Below are 17,219 nucleotides of genomic sequence, written 5' to 3' on the forward strand. Positions count from 1 at the left end.
GGGAGTTGAAGATGCACAGGCATGGCGCACACCTGCTGGACGCCACGTCGGCGCGCTTCGCCCTCTGGGCCCCGGATGCGCGCAGCGTGAGCGTGGAACTGGAGCAGCAGCCGGCCATCGAGCTGTTGCCCGACGATGATGGCTGGTTCACCGGCGTGGCCCCGTGCCAGGCCGGTGACCTTTACCACTACCGTATCGACGGTGCACTGAAGGTGGCCGACCCGGCCTCGCGCTATCAGCCCGATGGCGTGCAGGGGCCGAGCCAGGTGGTGAATGTGGCCAGCTATGCCTGGCGACACCCCTGGCAAGGCCGGCCCTGGCACGAGGCGGTCATACAGGAGCTGCATGTCGGCCTGCTCGACGGCTACGCCGGGGTCGCCCGGCAACTGCCGCGCCTGGCCGAACTGGGCATCAGTGCCGTCGAACTGATGCCGCTGGGGCAGTTCCCCGGCGAGCGCAACTGGGGTTACGACGGCGTGTTGCCCTATGCGCCGCAAAACACCTATGGCAGCCCCGAGCAGCTGTGTGCGCTGGTCGACCAGGCACATGGCCACGGGCTGATGGTGCTGGTCGATGTGGTGTACAACCACTTCGGCCCTGACGGCAATTACCTGCACCAGTACGCCAGCCCGTTCTTCCGCGAAGACCGGCAGACCCCCTGGGGCGCAGCCATCGACTTCCGTCGCCCGCAGGTGCGCGAGTTCTTCATCCAGAACGCCCTGATGTGGCTGTGCGACTACCGCTTTGACGGCCTGCGCCTGGATGCCGTGCACGCCATCGACCAGCCCGACTTTCTGGTCGAGCTGGCGCAAAGGGTACGCGCTGCGGTGGAACCGGGCCGCCACGTATGGCTGGTACTGGAGAACGAACACAACCAGGCCTTCCTGCTGGAGCAAGGCTTCGATGCCCAGTGGAACGACGACGGCCACAATGCCCTGCATGTGCTGCTGACCGGCGAAACCGAAGGTTACTACGCCGACTACCAGCAGCGCCCCATCGACCAGCTGGCCCGCTGCCTTGCCGAAGGTTTCGTGTTCCAGGGCCAGGCCAACCGCCATGGCACGCCCCGCGGCGAGCCCAGCGCGCACCTGCCACCCAGCGCTTTCGTGCTGTTCCTGCAGAACCATGACCAGGTCGGCAACCGCGCCCTGGGCGAGCGCCTGACCCGTCTGTGCCCACCGCAGGCGCTGCGGGCGGCCACCGGGCTGTTGCTGCTGGCGCCGATGATTCCGCTGCTGTTCATGGGCGACGACGATGGCAGCTGCCGGCCGTTCCTGTTCTTCACCGACTTCCATGACCAGCTGGCCGACGCCGTGCGCGAAGGCCGGCGCGGCGAGTTCGCCCATTTCGCCGCCTTCGCCGACCCCGAGCAGCGCCAACGCATCCCCGACCCCAACGCCGAACAGACCTTCGAGGCCTCCCGCCCGCAAGGCAAGGAAGTGATCGCCGGCTGGCACGGCCTGTACCAGCACCTGCTCGAACTGCGCCGCCGCCATGTGATCCCACACCTGCCCGGCAGCCGCGCGCTGGGTGCCGAAGTACACGGCGACAAGGCCCTGACCGCACGCTGGTGCCTGGGCAATGGCACCACCCTGCGCATCGACCTGAACCTGGCCGCCACCCCGCAGGTGGTCGAGTTGCCCGCGCCGGCCAACCGCCTGTTCGACAGCAGCGACACCCGGCACCCCGATACCCATCTGGCCGCATACAGCTGCGTGGTCAGCCTGCTTCCCCCTGCCCAGGAGCGCCCATGAGCGAAACCGCCCTGCACCGTCTGGCGAGCCGCGTCGGGCTGAGCCGCGACTGGATCGACGCCAATGCCCGGCCCCAGCGTGTCAGCGACGAGGTACTGCGCAACATACTTGAAGGCCTTGGCCACCCTGCCAACGATGACGCCGCCATCGCCGCCAGCCTGCGCGCCGTGGACGCTGCCGAAGACAGTGAGCACCTGCCGCCGCTGCTGACCGCCGACCTAGGCCAGCCATTGGCACTGGCGCGCTACTTCAGCGCCGCCAGCGTCGTGCACTGCACCCTGGAGGACCACAGCGCCCTCACCCTCAGCCTTGACGACCAGGCCCGCCTGCCCGGCGCGCTACCCATCGGCTACCACCAGGTGGAAATCGACAGCCGCCGCTTCACCGTGGCCGTGGCCCCGCTGCGCTGCCACAGCCTTGAAGACCGGGTGCAACAGCCGCCACCGCGCTGCTGGGGCCTGGCGGTGCAGCTGTACAGCTTGCGCCGCCCCGGCGATGGCGGCTATGGCGACTGCCTGGCCCTGGAACAACTGGCCCGCGCGGCTGCCGAACGCGGCGCCGATGCCTTGGCCATCAGCCCGATCCACGCCCTGTCGGCCATCGACCAGACGCACTACAGCCCCTACTCGCCCTCCAGCCGCCTGCTGCTCAATACCCTGTACGCCAGCCCAGCCGCGCTGCTGGGCGAGCGGGAGGTGCGCGTGGCCATCGAAGCCTGCGGCCTGGAGCAACAGCTCGAAGACCTTGAGCAAGGCCCGCTGGTAGACTGGCCGCGTGCCGCCAGCGCCCGCCAGCGCCTGCTCGAAGCCCTGTACCAGGGCTTCAGCCAGGGCGACCACCCGCTACGCAAGGACTTCGACAGCTTCCGCAAAGCCGGTGGCCAGGCGCTGGAACACCATTGCCGCTTCGAAGTGCTGCAGGCGCAAGCCGTGGAGCATGGCCTGGGCGCCGACTGGCGCCACTGGCCCAAGGCCTGGCACGACCCATACCACCCGGAAGTGGAGGCCTTCGCCAACGCCTACCCGGCCAAGGTCGAGTTCCATGCCTTCTGCCAATGGCTGACCGAACGGGGCCTGCAACGCGCCCAGGAAGCAGCGCGCGGCAACGGCATGGCGGTCGGCCTGATCGCTGACCTGGCGGTGGGCGCCGACGGTGCCGGCAGCCAGGCCTGGAGCCGCCAGGACGAGCTGCTGGCAGGCCTGAAGGTGGGTGCACCGCCTGACATCCTCAACCGTGCCGGCCAGGACTGGGGCATCTGCGCCTTCTCGCCTGAAGGGCTCAAGCGCAACGGCTACCGCGCTTTCATCGAAATGCTCCGGGCCAACCTCGCCCACGCCGGCGGCCTGCGCATCGACCATGTCATGGGCCTGCGCCGGCTGTGGCTGATCCCGCAGGGGGCCAAGCCCAGCGAAGGCGCCTACCTCAACTACCCGCTGGAAGATCTGTTACGCCTGCTGGCCCTGGAGTCGGTGCGCCACCAGGCAATCATCCTCGGCGAAGACCTGGGCACCGTGCCGGACGGCCTGCGCGAGCAACTGGCGGCCAAGGCCGTGCTGGGCATGCGCGTGCTGCCCTTCGAGCAGACCCAGCCCGGCCATTTCAAGCCGATTCTCGACTGGCCGGATAACGCCCTGGCCACCACCGGCACCCATGACCTAGCGCCGCTGGCCGGCTGGCTGGAAAACCGCGACATCGACTGGAGCCACCGCCTGCAACTGATCGATGCTGCCACCGAACTGCACTGGCGCCACGAGCGGCAGAAGGAGCACGATGGTTTGCGCCGCACCCTGGAGGCCAACTACGGCACGCTGCCGAACAACGACGCGCTGATCGACGCTGCCATCCGTTACGTTGGCCACACCCGCGCACCGCTGGTGCTGGTGCCGCTGGAAGACCTGCTGGGTTGCGACGAGCAACCCAACCTGCCGGGCACCACCGCCGGCCACCCCAACTGGCGCCGACGCTTTGCCCGGCCGGTACGTGAACTGCTCGACGACGAAGACGCTGCGCGGCGCCTGGAACTGCTGGCCCAGGCCCGCGAACAGGCTTGGGAGCGTGACCGATGAAAGCGCTGACCGCGACCCTGCGCCTGCAGTTTCACAGTGACTTCACCCTCGATCACGCCGTGCCGCTGGTGCCGTACTTCGCCCAGTTGGGCATCAGCCACCTGTATGCCTCGCCCATCCTCAAGGCTCGCGCCGGCTCGCGCCATGGCTACGACGTGGTCGACCCGACCTGCGTCAACCCCGAGCTGGGCGGCGAAGCGGCGCTGCAACGGCTGGTCGCCGCCCTGCGTCAGCACGGCATGGGGCTGATCCTCGACACGGTGTCCAACCACATGGCCGTGGGCGGTGCCGACAACCCCTGGTGGCAGAGCCTGCTGGCCTGGGGTCGGCGCAGCCCGTATGCAGAGTTCTTCGACATCCAGTGGCACTCCAGCGACCCACTGCTGGCCGGCCAGTTGCTGTTGCCGTTCCTCGCCAGCGACTATGGCGTGGCGCTGAAAAATGGCGAGATACCGCTCGAGTTCGACAAGCACCATGGGCTGCTGCAGGTCGCCCATTACCAACACCGCTTCCCGATCTGCCCGGTCGACTATGGCTGGATTCTCGCGCTCAGCCCGGAGCCGGCGCTCAAGGCCCTGGCCGAACGCTTCACCGCGTTGAACGCATCGGCCACGCCGCTGGCCGACGCCCTGCCCCTGCAAGCTGAACTGGCGCGCCTGGCGGGCGAAGGCGCTGACCTCGAATCGGCTCTGGTGGCGTTCGACAGCCGCAGCGAGAATGGCTTCAAGCGCCTGCACCTGCTGCTGGAACGCCAGACCTACCGCCTGGCCAGCTGGCGTACCGCCGCCGACGACATCAACTGGCGGCGCTTCTTCGACATCAACGAGCTGGGCGGCCTGCGGGTGGAACGCGCGGTGGTGTTCGAGGCCACCCACGCCAAGCTGTTCGAACTGATCGAGCGCGGCCTGGTGGACGGCCTGCGCATCGACCATATCGACGGCCTGGCCGACCCGCGCGGTTACTGCCGCAAGCTGCGCCGGCGGGTAGATGGCCTGCTGGCACGGCGGCCGTTGAACGCCGCCCTGGGGCATTTCCCGATCTACGTGGAGAAGATCCTCGGTGCCAACGAGCACCTGCACCGCGACTGGCTTACCGACGGCACTACCGGCTATGAATTCATGAACCAGGTTTCGCTGCTGCAGCACGACCCGGCGGGCGAAGCAGCGCTGACCGAGCTGTGGGCCAATGTGAGCGAACGCCCCGACTTCCCCGAAGAAGTGCGTCAGGCCCGCCACCTGGTACTCAATGCCAGCCTGGCCGGCGACTGCGAGTCGGTGGCCCAGGCACTGTTGCAGGTGGCGCGCAACGACCTGATGACCCGCGACCTGACCCTGGGCGCGATCCGCCGTGCCTTGCAGGCGCTGGTGGCGCATTACCCGGTGTACCGCACCTACTTCAATGCCTGCGGGCGCCCGGCAGAAGACGAAGGGTTTTTCCAGCAGGCCCTAGCCAACGCCCGCCTCGACCTCGGCGAAGCCGACTGGCCACTGCTCGAGCACTTGCAACAATGGCTGGGCGGGCAAGCCTGGCGCCGCCTGCCAGCAGGCCGGGCGCGCAAGCAGCTGCGCCACGCCTGCGTGCGCTTCCAGCAACTGACCGCGCCCAGCGCCGCCAAGGCCGTGGAAGACACCGCCTTCTACCGCAGCGCGCGGCTGCTGTCGCGCAACGATGTGGGCTTCGACGCCGAGCGTTTCAGCGCCCCGCTCGAGCACTTCCACAACGAGGCCCAGCGGCGCCTGCGCGACTTCCCCGACAACCTGCTGGCAAGCGCCACCCATGACCACAAGCGCGGCGAAGACACCCGTGCGCGCCTGGCCGTGCTCAGCGAGCGCGGCCCGTGGCTGGCCAGCCGCATGGAACACTGGCGCGAACTGGCCACGCCATTGCGCACGCAACTGGATGACGGCCCGGCGCCCAGCCCCGGCGACGAGCTGATGCTGTTGCAGACGTTGCTGGGCAGCTGGCCGCTGGACCTCGACCTGCACGATGACAACACCCTTGGCCAGTACGCCGAACGCATTCGCCAGTGGCAGCAGAAAGCCCTGCGCGAGGCCAAGCTGCGCAGCAGCTGGAGCGCGCCGAACGAAGCCTACGAAAGCGCCTGTGCCCGCTACATCGATGGCCTGCTGCTGGACGGCGAGAACCAGCAGCTGCGCAAGTCGCTGGCCGACGCCGCGCACCTGCTGGCCTGCCCCGGTGCCCTCAACGGCCTGGTCCAGGCCCTGCTGCGCATGACCACGCCGGGCGTACCGGACCTGTACCAGGGCAACGAATACTGGGATTTCAGCCTGGTCGACCCGGATAACCGGCGCGCCGTGGACTACGCGTGCCGGCGTCGCACCCTGGACGATGCAACGCCGGTTGCCGAGCTGCTGGAACACTGGCGCGATGGCCGCCTCAAGCAGGCGCTGATCGCCCGGGTGCTGGACTGCCGCCAGGCCCATGCCGAGCTGTTCCGACGTGGCGCCTACCTGCCCCTGACCGTGCAGGGTCGGCATGCCGACAAGGTGATCGCGTTCGCTCGCCTTGGCGAGGGCGAACGGGCCGTCATCATCGCGCCACGCCTGGCCAGTACCTTGCTTGCAGGTGCACCGATACCCCTGATCCCGGCACAGAACTGGGACGACACCCGGGTAAACCTGCCGTTTGCCTTGTCGCCTGCCAACTCGACGGGACTTTTCCCCAGTGCTGCGGTCAGCTCTTGCAGGGAGCTGATGTTGAGCGCCGTGCTGGCGGAGTTTCCGGTCAACCTGCTGATACAACAATCTTGAACATCAGGAGCGTCATGATGAGTGTTGATGAAAAACGTATCCGCGAATTTGCCTACCAGATCTGGGAGTCCGAGGGTAAGCCCGTTGGCCAGGAAGACCGCCATTGGGACATGGCTCGCAAGCTGGCCGAAGCCGAGGCACTGGCACCCAAGGCGGCGCCGCGCAAACGGGCCCCGGCCAAGCCCAAGGTAGCGGCTGAACCGGTCGAGAAGGCCGTGGCGGTGAAGAAAACCCGGGCGGTGAAAAAGCCGGCTGCCGGTTGAGCCTGTACCGGCCTCTTAGCGGGTGAACCCGCTCCTACAGGGATAGCGCCAGGCCTGAGGATGACGGTGTACCTGTGGGAGCGGGTTCACCCGCGAAGAGGCCGGTACAGGCCTACGCAGCTCCCTCCCCCACCACGGCAACAGAGGACCGCCATGAGCCCCCGCACCCCGAAGAAAACCCGCTCGGTCGCCCCGTCGCGTATCCGCGAAGGCCTGCCTTTCCCCCTCGGCGCCACCTGGGATGGCCTTGGGGTCAACTTTGCCCTGTTCTCGGCCAATGCCACCAAGGTCGAGCTGTGCCTGTTCGACTCCACCGGCGAGCACGAAATCGAACGCATCGAGCTCCCCGAATACACCGACGAGATCTACCACGGCTACCTGCCTGACGCTCACCCAGGGCTGGTCTACGGCTACCGCGTGCACGGCCCCTACGAGCCGGAGAACGGCCACCGCTTCAACCCCAATAAACTGCTGATCGACCCGTATGCCAAGCAACTGGTCGGCAGCCTGCAATGGTCCGAAGCACTGTTCGGCTACACCATCGGCCACCCCGACGGTGACCTGTCGTTCGACGAGCGCGACAGCGCGCCCTTCGTGCCCAAGTGCAAGGTGATCGACCCTGCATTCACCTGGGGCCGCGACCAGCGCGTGCAGATCCCCTGGGAGCGTACGATCATTTATGAGGCCCACACCCGTGGCATCAGCATGCGCCACCCGGCGGTGCCGGAAAAACTGCGCGGCACCTTCGCCGGCCTGGCCAATGACGAGTTGCTCAAGCACATCAAGGAGCTGGGCGTTTCCAGCATCGAGCTGCTACCGATTCACGCTTTCGTCAACGACCAGCACCTGCTGGACAAGGGCCTGAACAACTACTGGGGCTACAACAGCATCGCCTTCTTCGCGCCCCACCCGCGTTACCTGGCCAGCGGCAAGATCGCCGAGTTCAAGGAAATGGTCGCGCACCTGCACGACGCCGGGCTGGAGGTGATCCTGGATGTGGTCTACAACCACACCGCCGAAGGCAACGAGCGCGGCCCCACGCTGTCGATGCGCGGTATCGACAACGCCTCCTACTACCGCCTGATGCCGGACGACAAGCGTTACTACATCAACGATTCCGGCACCGGCAACACCCTGGACCTGAGCCACCCCTGCGTGCTGCAGCTGGTCACCGACTCGCTGCGCTACTGGGCCGGCGAAATGCACGTGGACGGCTTCCGCTTCGACCTGGCGACCATCCTTGGCCGCTACCACGACGGCTACAGCGAACGCCACGGCTTCCTCGTCGCCTGCCGCCAGGACCCGATGCTGAGCCAGGTGAAGCTGATTGCCGAGCCCTGGGACTGCGGCCCGGGCGGCTACCAGGTGGGCAACTTTGCCCCGGGCTGGGCAGAGTGGAACGACCGCTTCCGCGACACCGTGCGCGCCTTCTGGAAAGGCGACGAAGGCCAACTGGCCGACTTTGCCTCGCGCATGACAGCCTCGGGGGACATGTTCAACAACCGTGGCCGGCGTCCCTATGCCTCGGTCAACTTCGTCACCGCCCACGATGGTTTCACCTTGCGCGACCTGGTGTCGTACAACCACAAGCACAACGAGGACAACGACGAGAACAACCAGGACGGCACCGATAACAACCTGTCATGGAACTGCGGTGTCGAGGGGCCAACCGACGACCCGGCCGTGAATGCCCTGCGCATGCGCCAGATGCGCAACTACTTCGCTACCCTGCTGCTGGCCCAGGGCACGCCGATGATCGTCGCCGGCGATGAGTTCAGCCGTACCCAGCACGGCAACAACAATGCCTATTGCCAGGACAGCGAAATCGGCTGGGTGAACTGGGACCTGGACCAGGAGGGCGAAGAGCTGCTGGCCTTCGTCAAGCGCCTGACCCGCCTGCGCCTGGCCTACCCGGTACTGCGCCGCTCGCGCTTCCTGGTGGGCGACTACAATGAAGCGATCGGCGTCAAGGATGTGACTTGGCTGGCACCGGATGGCAACGAGATGAGCGTGGAGCAATGGGAAGACCCGCACGGGCGTTGCCTGGGCATGCTGATCGATGGCCGTGCCCAGGTCAGCGGCATTGCCAGGCCAGGCGCCGAGGCCACCGTGCTGCTGATCGTCAATGCCCACCATGACATCGTGCCGTTCAAGCTGCCGACCGTGCCCGAGGGGGATTACTGGAGCTGCCTGGTCGACACCGACCGGCCAGAGCTGCGCAAGGGGCAGCATCTGCACTTCGACAGCACCTTCGAGGTGAAGGGGCGGTCGTTGCTGCTGATGGTGTTGCAGCGTGATGAGGAGTGAACCTGAAACGCTGGTATGTGTCCCTTGTGTAGGAGCGGCCTTGTGTCGCGATCGGGCCGCACAGCGGCCCCAGCTATTCTTGCCTTGGTGCTGACAAACGGGGCCGCTGCGCGGCCCGATCGCGACACAAGGCCGCTCCTACAAGGATCCGCGCAAACCCGTTGACCGAGGAGTAACCGTGAACCCCGAAGCCGGCAGTAAAGGTTTCGCCAGTGTCAACCAGGCCCCAGCCGTGAAGCGGTTGCGGGTGCTGACGGTGAATACCCACAAGGGCTTCACCGCCTTCAACCGGCGCTTCATCCTGCCGGAACTGCGCGAGGCGGTGCGCAGCACCCAGGCCGACATCGTCTTTCTCCAGGAGGTGCTCGGCAGCCACGACCGCCACGCCGCGCGCTACCCCGGCTGGCCGCAGACCTCGCAGTACGAGTTCCTCGCCGACAGCATGTGGAGCGACTTCGCCTACGGGCGCAACGCGGTCTATCCTGACGGCCACCACGGCAACGCGCTGCTGTCCAAATACCCGATCATCGAACATCGCAACCTCGACGTGTCGATCACCGGCCCCGAACGACGTGGCCTGCTGCACTGCGTCCTCGACGTGCCTGGCCAGCATCAGGTGCATGCCATCTGCGTGCATCTGTCGTTACTGGAAAGCCACCGCCAGAAGCAGCTGCAACTGCTGCGCAAGCTGCTCGAATCCTTGCCCGCCGACGCCCCGGTGATCATCGCTGGCGACTTCAACGACTGGAAATCCCACGGCAACCGCACCTTGGGCCTGCAGCGTGACCTGCACGAGGCCTTCGAACGCCACCATGGCCACCTGGCCCGCACCTATCCTGCGCGGCTGCCGCTGTTGCGCCTGGACCGTGTCTACCTGCGCAACGCCGAAAGCCATGGGCCGCGAATTCTGGGGCACAAACCTTGGTCGCACCTGTCGGACCACCTGCCGTTGTCGGTCGAAGTCAGGCTTAGCAATCATTCTTCATAGCCGCAGCACGGCAAATAGCGAACCTGGCTATACCTAGCCGAATTATCTTGTGATTCAACAAGTTGAACAAAGCCACGGAACCTGAACACTTCCTTCACGCTTTCTTGACGCAAGCGGCGCCTTCTCCTTAGCTGAACATATCAAGCAGTAATGATCTCGCGCAGGGCCTCTAGCTCGCGCCTTCGTGCGCGCTGCAGAAAGCCAGGCGTGCTGGTTTGGGTCGCCCACTGTTTTTGCCGTACAGCTCGTGACAACAGGCCAGGTCCTAGGGCTGTAACACAAAAACAGAGGAGATCCGCCATGAAAAGCACCTCGAGCCCCTTGCGCTTCGAAAGCATTTTCTACGCGGTTTCCACGTCGCTGCTTCTGGCAACCCCGGTGGAAACTATCGCGTATGAACTGCAGGACGACCCGACCTCGCCCGGCTTCCTGCAACAACCGGCAGTACCACAGCTTACGCTCGACCCGGTCAGCGCCAGTGGCTTGAGTATCGGTACCTTGAACGCGTTCTCGCAAAAGATGAGCGAACGCCATGGGCAGCCTGCACCGGACCTGGTCGCCAGCCAGTGGGCGCAGTTCTTCCCCACCACCGCGCGCAGTGGCGCGCAGCCTCCAGACCAGCTGGAGGCCCCCAGCCAGCAACTGATGATCGGCCCGGACCTGTTCGTGCGTGAAACTGCAGCGGGCAATGTGCACCGCGCGGGGATCTTCGTGGGGCAAAACAACCTGCAGACCAACTTCAACGGCATGCGCCAGCTGTTGGGCGACAAGCAACGCAACGCCGTGAACCTCAGCGGTGAAAGCCTGGGGGTGTACTGGAGCATGACCCATGAACAGGGCTGGCACCTGGATGCCGTGGCCATGGGTTCGCGCATCGACGTCAATGGCCGTGGCGAGAACGGCCAGCGACTGGACGACAGCGGCCACGCGATGACCTTCTCGCTGGAAGGCGGCATCCCCATCGGCCTGGGTGGCGGCTGGGTGATCGAGCCGCAGGCGCAGTTGATCAACCAGCAGTTCTTCCCCGGCAGCCGGGCGCAGGAAGAGACCTTGCAGGCCTTCGACAGCCAGCCGAGCTGGAGCGGTCGGGTCGGTGCCAGGCTGTCCGGGCGTTATGAAGTACGCGGCATGCCGATCGAACCCTATGTGCGGACCAACGTGTGGTATGACTTCAGCAATGCCGATGAGGTGAAGCTGGACCAGGTCGACAAGATCTCCAGCTCGCGCTACTCGACCACGGTGGAACTGGGGTTGGGGCTGGTGGCGCGGGTGACACCCACGGTGGCGCTGTTTGTCAGTGCCGATTACAGCAGTGACGTCGACGACAATGATCTGAACGGGTTGATTGGCAGCCTTGGGGTGCGGATGCGGTGGTAGGCAGGGTCGGCCCTTTCGCGGGCACGCCCGCTCCCACAGGGATAGCACAGGGCCAGAGGCGGGCGCCGTACCTGTGGGAGCGGGCATGCCCGCGAAGAGGCCAGTACAGGCAGAAGATCAGACCGGCTTCATCACCAGCACACCCAGCGGCGGCAGGTTCAGGACCAGCGACTGCGGCTGCCCATGGCTGGCTATCTCGTCACTTTGCACGACCCCCAGGTTGCCGACATTGGACCCGGCATACAGCTCTGCATCACTGTTCAACAGCTCCTGCCAGCGTTCGCCGAACGGCACGCCAATGCGATACCCCTCGCGCGGCACCGGCGTGAAGTTGGCCACCACCAGCACTGGCTCGCCACTGCTGCTCCAGCGCAGCCAGGCATACACGCTGTTCTGCGCATCGTCACCAATCAGCCACTGGAACCCCTGCGGCTGGCAATCCTGCTCGTGCAACGCCGGCACCTCGCGGTACAGGCGGTTGAGGTCACCTACCAGGCGCTGTACACCCTGGTGCTCAGGGTACTGCAGCAGGTACCAGTCCAGCTCGCCATCGTGGTCCCACTCACGCCACTGGCCGAACTCGCAGCCCATGAACAGCAGCTTCTTGCCCGGATGCGCCCACATGAAGGTGAGGTAGGCACGCAGGTTGGCGAACTTCTGCCAGCGGTCGCCGGGCATCTTGTCGATCAGCGAATGCTTGCCGTGCACCACTTCGTCGTGGGAGATGGGCAGGATGAAGTGCTCGGAATAGGCATAGATCAGCCCGAAGCTCATCTCGTTGTGATGATAAGTGCGGTGCACCGGGTCGTTCTGAATGTAATGCAAGGTGTCGTGCATCCAGCCCATGTTCCACTTGTAGGCAAAGCCCAGGCCGCCCTGCTGGGTCGGCTGGCTGACGCCGGGCCAGGCGGTGGACTCCTCGGCGATGATCAGCGCGCCCGGGGCCTCATGGGCCGCCACGCCGTTGAGGTGGCGGATGAAGTCGATGGCTTCCAGGTTCTCGCGCCCGCCGTGGCGGTTGGGCACCCATTCGCCGGCCTTGCGCGAGTAGTCGCGGTACAGCATCGAGGCCACTGCATCGACACGCAGGCCATCGATGTGGAAGTGCTTCAGCCAGTGCAGCGCCGAAGCCATCATGAAGCCGCGCACTTCGTTGCGGCCAAGGTTGTAGATCAGCGTGTTCCAGTCCTGGTGGTAGCCCTCCAGGGGGTTGTCGTATTCGTACAGGGCGGTGCCGTCGAAACGCGCCAGGCCGTGTTCGTCGGTGGGGAAATGCGCCGGTACCCAGTCCAGCAGTACACCAATGCCCCCTTGATGGCAGGCGTCGATGAAGGCGGCGAAGTCCTCGGCGCTGCCGTAGCGCGATGTGGGCGCGAACAGCGACAACGGCTGGTAACCCCAGGAGCCGCCGAACGGGTGCTCCATGATCGGCAGCAGTTCGATGTGGGTGAAGCCCAGCTCCTGAACGTACGGCACCAGGCGCTCGGCCAGCTCGCGCCAGTTGTAATAGCGCCCGACCTCACCCGCCTCATCCAGCTCGCAGCGCCACGACCCCGGGTGCAGTTCGTAGATCGACAGCGGCGCGCTGTAGGCATGGCGTTGCGCGCGTTGCGCCATCCAGTCGTGGTCTTGCCAGTCGTGGCTGAGCGCCCCTGCCACCTTGGATGCGGTGCTCGGCGGCAGTTCGGTGGCGCGCGCCAGCGGGTCGGCCTTCAGGGGCAGTATGCCGTCCTTGCCAAGCACCTCGAACTTGTAGGTTTCGCCCACGCCCAGGCGCGGCACGAACAGCTCCCACACCCCGGCGCTGTGGCGCAGGCGCATGGGGTGGCGGCGGCCATCCCAGTTGTTGAAGTCACCCACCACCGACACCCGCCGGGCGTTCGGTGCCCACACCGAGAAACACACGCCATCGACGCCATCGACCTGGATGGGTTGGGCGCCGAAGCGCCCGGACAGGTCGCGATGGTTGCCTTCGGCGAACAGGTACAGGTCCATGTCGCCCAGTTGCGGGCCGAAGCTGTAGGGGTCTTCGGTGACCTGCTCGCCACCGGCCCAGCCGATCTGCAGCAGGTACGGGTGTGCCTCATCGAGGTGCGCGGTGAACAACCCTGGCAGGCTGCCCTGCTCCATTTCGGCGAGGATGCGCCCGTCATGCCGGGCCAGGATGCGCACATTCAGGGCGTTGGGCAGGAAGGCGCGGACTACCTGCCCGCCGGCGCCGTCGCCATGGGGGCCGAGTACCGCAAATGGATCGGCGTGCTCGGCGCGGGCCAGGGCGTCGAGGTCCCGTTGCCGAAGGCCGCCGTTTTCACGCGTGGTTGCATTCATCTATGACTCTCCCCAGGTACTGATCAGTCCATGCAGGCCATGCAAAGGCACGGCCAGCCAGCTCGGACGGTTCTCGGCTTCGTATGTAATTTCGTAGGCGGCTTTTTCCAGGCAGAACAGCTCCAGTGCAGCACGCTCGCCCTCGGCCTGTTGCCAGGCGTGAGGCATGGCCGCGGTGGCCAGGCCATAGGCTTCGACAAAGGCATGCCGCGACTGGTGCAGGTACTGCCTGGCAACCCGTTGCCGGGCTTGGCGCGCCGGGTCGGAAAGGTCGACCGCAGACGCGCTGCGCAAGATCATGGCAGCAGCATAGTCGAAGGATCGCAGCACGCCGCTGACATCCTTGTACGGGCTGTGTTTTGCCCGACGCTCTTGCAGCGGCCGGGCCGGTTCACCTTCGAAATCGATGAGGTAGGCGTCGCCCTGGACCACCAGCACCTGGCCCAGGTGCAGGTCGCCGTGCACGCGCATCAACAGGCCGCCCTGGGCCTGGCGGGTCAGGTTGGCGATGTGCTGGGCCAGGCCGTCGCGCTGTTGCTGCAAGTCGTCGACCAGCGCCTGGCTTTCGCTGTCGAGGCTGTCGCGGTACTGGGCCAGCAGGTCGAGGGCATGGGTGAGTTCGGCGCTGATCTGCGCACTCCAGCGTTCGCTGTCGTCGGCATCGCTCGGGCGCGGCTGGAAGGCCTCGTCGTTGGTCGGTGCGGCCAGCAGCAGGTGCATCTCGCCCAGGCGCTGGCCGAGCAAGGCGGCAAAGCCGGTGAGTTCGGCCAGTGCATCGGTGTGCGCATCGGCGTCGAGGCTGGAAGGCTCCATCTGGTCGCGGATGGCCCGTTCCAGGGTGTTCTGGGTCCAGGCCCAGGCGTCACCCTGGTTGCTCAGGTAGCCCTGGGCGATCATCAGCAGGTGTGGCGCGCCCTGCTCGTCCACCCGGCTGACCCAGGCCAGCAGCGGCGAAATGTTGGCAAAGCCTGCGGCGGTCAGGTAGGCACTCATTTCCAGCTCGGGGTGCACACCCGGGTTGACCCGGCGAATCAGCTTGAGCACCACCTGGTCGCCAATCACCACCGAGCTGTTGGACTGCTCGGCGCTGAGGTAGCGCACGCTGCTTTCGTCGTTCAACGCCAGGCTCGCCAACTGCTGCGTGCTTTCGAAGCGCAGCTCGCCCTCGCCGTTGCCACAAGGCAGATGCATGCCGCCCTCACAGGCACGCAGCACCGCGCGGATGAATGGCTCGAGGACGAAGGCATCGGTGATCAGGCCAACCTGATGGGCACGGCGCACCCGCGCCAGGGCCAGCTGCTGCGGCAGTGCGGTACTGATCTGCTCTTCAGGCAGCAGGCCGAACGGCAGCTGGTAGCGGGTAGCCATACCCTCGCTGAGCACTTCGATTTCACCGAGCAGCACCGGCGTGGTGGTAGTGCCGAAACGCGCGCCGTAGCACAGGCGCACCTGGTCGATCGGCCCTTCCTTGCCGGCGAACCAGCGCCGCTTGGGCAGGTACTGCGGCAGGATGGCGCTTTGCAGGGTATCGCTGGAGGGGGCCTCCAGCAGTTCTTCCATGCGCTTGCGCAATACCAGTGTGGTCAATTCGGGTAACCCCTCGGTGGCCTGGATGTGCCAGCTGGGCATGCGGTCGTGGCTGGCCAGCAGGAACCAGTAGAAGGCGTAGGGTGGCAATGTCAGCAGGAACGGCAGTTGCCCGATTGGCGGGAAGGCGCTGCCGCCGAGCATCTCCACCGGTACTTTGTCGGCGTATTGTGACAATTCCAGTTCAGCTGCCTGGGCGGCGCGGGAAACGTTGGCCACGCACAGGATGACTTCAGTGTTGCCATCGGCGTCGGTGTACTCGCGCAAGTAGGCGAGGATGCGCCGGTTGTTCGGCGTGAGGGTGCGCAGGCTGCCGCGGCCGAAGGCCTTCTGCTGCTTGCGCACCGCCAGCATGCGCCGGGTCCAGTTCAGCAGCGAATGCGGGTCGTTGGCCTGGGCTTCGACGTTGACGGTCTGGTAACCATACAGCGGGTCCATGATCGGCGGCAGTACCAGGCGCTGCGGGTCTGCACGGGAGAAACCGCCGTTGCGGTCCGGCGACCATTGCATGGGCGTGCGCACGCCGTCGCGGTCGCCCAGGTAGATGTTGTCGCCCATGCCCAGTTCGTCGCCGTAATACAGGGTGGGCGTGCCGGGCATCGACAGCAGCAGGCTGGTGAGCAGTTCGATGCGCCGGCGGTCGCGCTGCAGCAGCGGAGCGAGGCGGCGGCGGATGCCCAGGTTGATGCGGGCGCGGCGGTCTTCGGCGTAGTAGTTCCACAAGTAGTCGCGCTCGCGGTCGGTAACCATTTCCAGGGTCAGCTCATCGTGGTTGCGCAGGAAGATCGCCCATTGGCAGTTGGCGGGGATTTCCGGAGTCTGGCGCAGGATGTCGGTGATCGGGAAACGGTCTTCCATGGCCAGGGCCATGTACATGCGCGGCATCAACGGGAAGTGGAAGGCCATGTGGCATTCGTCGCCCTCGCCTTCGCCGAAGTACGGGCGGGTGTCCTCGGGCCATTGGTTGGCCTCGGCAAGCAACATGCGGTCGGGGTAGTTGGCGTCGATTTCGGCGCGGATCGCCTTGAGCACGTCGTGGGTTTCGGCAAGGTTCTCGTTGTTGGTGCCGTCGCGCTCGATCAGGTAGGGGATGGCGTCCAGGCGCAGGCCATCCACACCCAGGTCGAGCCAGAAGCGCATCACCTTGATCACAGCCTTGAGCACTTGCGGGTTGTCGAAGTTGAGGTCGGGCTGGTGCGAGTAGAAGCGGTGCCAGAAGTACTGGCCGGCGACCGGGTCCCAGGTCCAGTTGGACTTCTCGGTGTCGAGGAAGATGATGCGCGTGCCGTCGTACTTCTGGTCATCATCCGACCACACGTAGAAGTCCCGTGCCTTGCTGCCGCGCTTGGCATGGCGGGCGCGCTGGAACCAGGGGTGCTGGTCGCTGGTGTGGTTGATGACCAACTCGGTGATTACCCGCAGGCCGCGTTTGTGCGCCTCGGCGATGAAGCGGCGGGCATCGGCCAGGTTGCCGTAGTCGGGGTGCACGGCCTTGTATTCGGCGATGTCGTAGCCGTCGTCGCGGCGTGGCGAGGGATAGAACGGTAGCAGCCACAGGGTGTTGACGCCCAGCTCGGCGATGTAGTCGAGCTTGCTGATCAGGCCGGCGAAATCGCCGATGCCGTCGTTGTTCGAATCGAAGAACGATTTGATGTGCAGCTGGTAGATGACGGCGTCCTTGTACCACAGCGGGTCGTCGATGAAGGCTGCCGGGCGGGAACGCTTGGCCATGTGCGACTCCTTTCAATTTCTGGTTGCTCTGGCCCTGATGCACAAGC

General features: G+C 65.8%; 9 protein-coding genes. 7 read left to right on the forward strand and 2 right to left on the reverse strand.

Translation table 11 applies throughout. The annotated features are described in order from the left end of the window. Positions 1-11: 11 nt before the first annotated feature. The 7 genes from treZ to GEV38_RS17940 all read left to right on the forward strand — a co-directional run bounded on the left by treZ (position 12) and on the right by GEV38_RS17940 (position 11,526). On the forward strand, positions 12-1,754 hold the full coding sequence (gene treZ / locus GEV38_RS17910) for a malto-oligosyltrehalose trehalohydrolase (protein WP_054573012.1): 1,743 nt from the start codon (positions 12-14) through the stop codon (positions 1,752-1,754). Next, positions 1,751-3,820: a 4-alpha-glucanotransferase gene (gene malQ / locus GEV38_RS17915; protein ID WP_054573011.1), complete on the forward strand. Its 2,070-nt coding sequence runs from the start codon at positions 1,751-1,753 to the stop codon at positions 3,818-3,820. Before treZ ends, malQ begins: the two co-directional genes overlap by 4 nt. Next, positions 3,817-6,591: a malto-oligosyltrehalose synthase gene (locus GEV38_RS17920; protein WP_054573010.1), complete on the forward strand. Its 2,775-nt coding sequence runs from the start codon at positions 3,817-3,819 to the stop codon at positions 6,589-6,591. The genes malQ and GEV38_RS17920 overlap by 4 nt, the downstream gene beginning before the upstream one ends. Before the next feature lie 14 nt (positions 6,592-6,605). After that, complete coding sequence (locus GEV38_RS17925; protein ID WP_043935743.1) at positions 6,606-6,854, forward strand: DUF2934 domain-containing protein; 249 nt, start codon at positions 6,606-6,608, stop codon at positions 6,852-6,854. A 153-nt stretch (positions 6,855-7,007) separates the two neighbouring features. Next, complete coding sequence (gene glgX, locus GEV38_RS17930; protein ID WP_015271001.1) at positions 7,008-9,161, forward strand: glycogen debranching protein GlgX; 2,154 nt, start codon at positions 7,008-7,010, stop codon at positions 9,159-9,161. Positions 9,162-9,339: 178 nt separating this feature from the next. After that, complete coding sequence (locus tag GEV38_RS17935; RefSeq protein WP_015271002.1) at positions 9,340-10,149, forward strand: endonuclease/exonuclease/phosphatase family protein; 810 nt, start codon at positions 9,340-9,342, stop codon at positions 10,147-10,149. 300 nt (positions 10,150-10,449) lie between these two features. After that, on the forward strand, positions 10,450-11,526 hold the full coding sequence (locus GEV38_RS17940) for an autotransporter outer membrane beta-barrel domain-containing protein (protein WP_054573009.1): 1,077 nt from the start codon (positions 10,450-10,452) through the stop codon (positions 11,524-11,526). 117 nt (positions 11,527-11,643) lie between these two features. Here GEV38_RS17940 and glgB read toward each other — a convergent pair whose 3' ends face one another. Then, positions 11,644-13,854, reverse strand: coding sequence for a 1,4-alpha-glucan branching protein GlgB (glgB, locus tag GEV38_RS17945; protein WP_054573008.1), 2,211 nt, complete (start codon positions 13,852-13,854; stop codon positions 11,644-11,646). Next, on the reverse strand, positions 13,855-17,172 hold the full coding sequence (gene treS / locus GEV38_RS17950; protein WP_054573007.1) for a maltose alpha-D-glucosyltransferase: 3,318 nt from the start codon (positions 17,170-17,172) through the stop codon (positions 13,855-13,857). Positions 17,173-17,219 lie beyond the last annotated feature (47 nt).

Origin of the sequence: Pseudomonas sp. 13159349, assembly GCF_013305685.1 — a bacterium.
Taxonomy (GTDB): Bacteria; Pseudomonadota; Gammaproteobacteria; order Pseudomonadales; family Pseudomonadaceae; genus Aquipseudomonas; species Aquipseudomonas asiatica.

Coding starts and splice junctions, on each gene's coding strand:
- treZ (WP_054573012.1), top strand. CDS start 12: ATGCACAGGCATGGCGCACACCTGCTGGACGCCACGTCGGCGCGCTTC.
- malQ (WP_054573011.1), top strand. CDS start 1,751: ATGAGCGAAACCGCCCTGCACCGTCTGGCGAGCCGCGTCGGGCTGAGC.
- GEV38_RS17920 (WP_054573010.1), top strand. CDS start 3,817: ATGAAAGCGCTGACCGCGACCCTGCGCCTGCAGTTTCACAGTGACTTC.
- GEV38_RS17925 (WP_043935743.1), top strand. CDS start 6,606: ATGATGAGTGTTGATGAAAAACGTATCCGCGAATTTGCCTACCAGATC.
- glgX (WP_015271001.1), top strand. CDS start 7,008: ATGAGCCCCCGCACCCCGAAGAAAACCCGCTCGGTCGCCCCGTCGCGT.
- GEV38_RS17940 (WP_054573009.1), top strand. CDS start 10,450: ATGAAAAGCACCTCGAGCCCCTTGCGCTTCGAAAGCATTTTCTACGCG.
- glgB (WP_054573008.1), bottom strand. CDS start 13,854: ATGAATGCAACCACGCGTGAAAACGGCGGCCTTCGGCAACGGGACCTC.
- treS (WP_054573007.1), bottom strand. CDS start 17,172: ATGGCCAAGCGTTCCCGCCCGGCAGCCTTCATCGACGACCCGCTGTGG.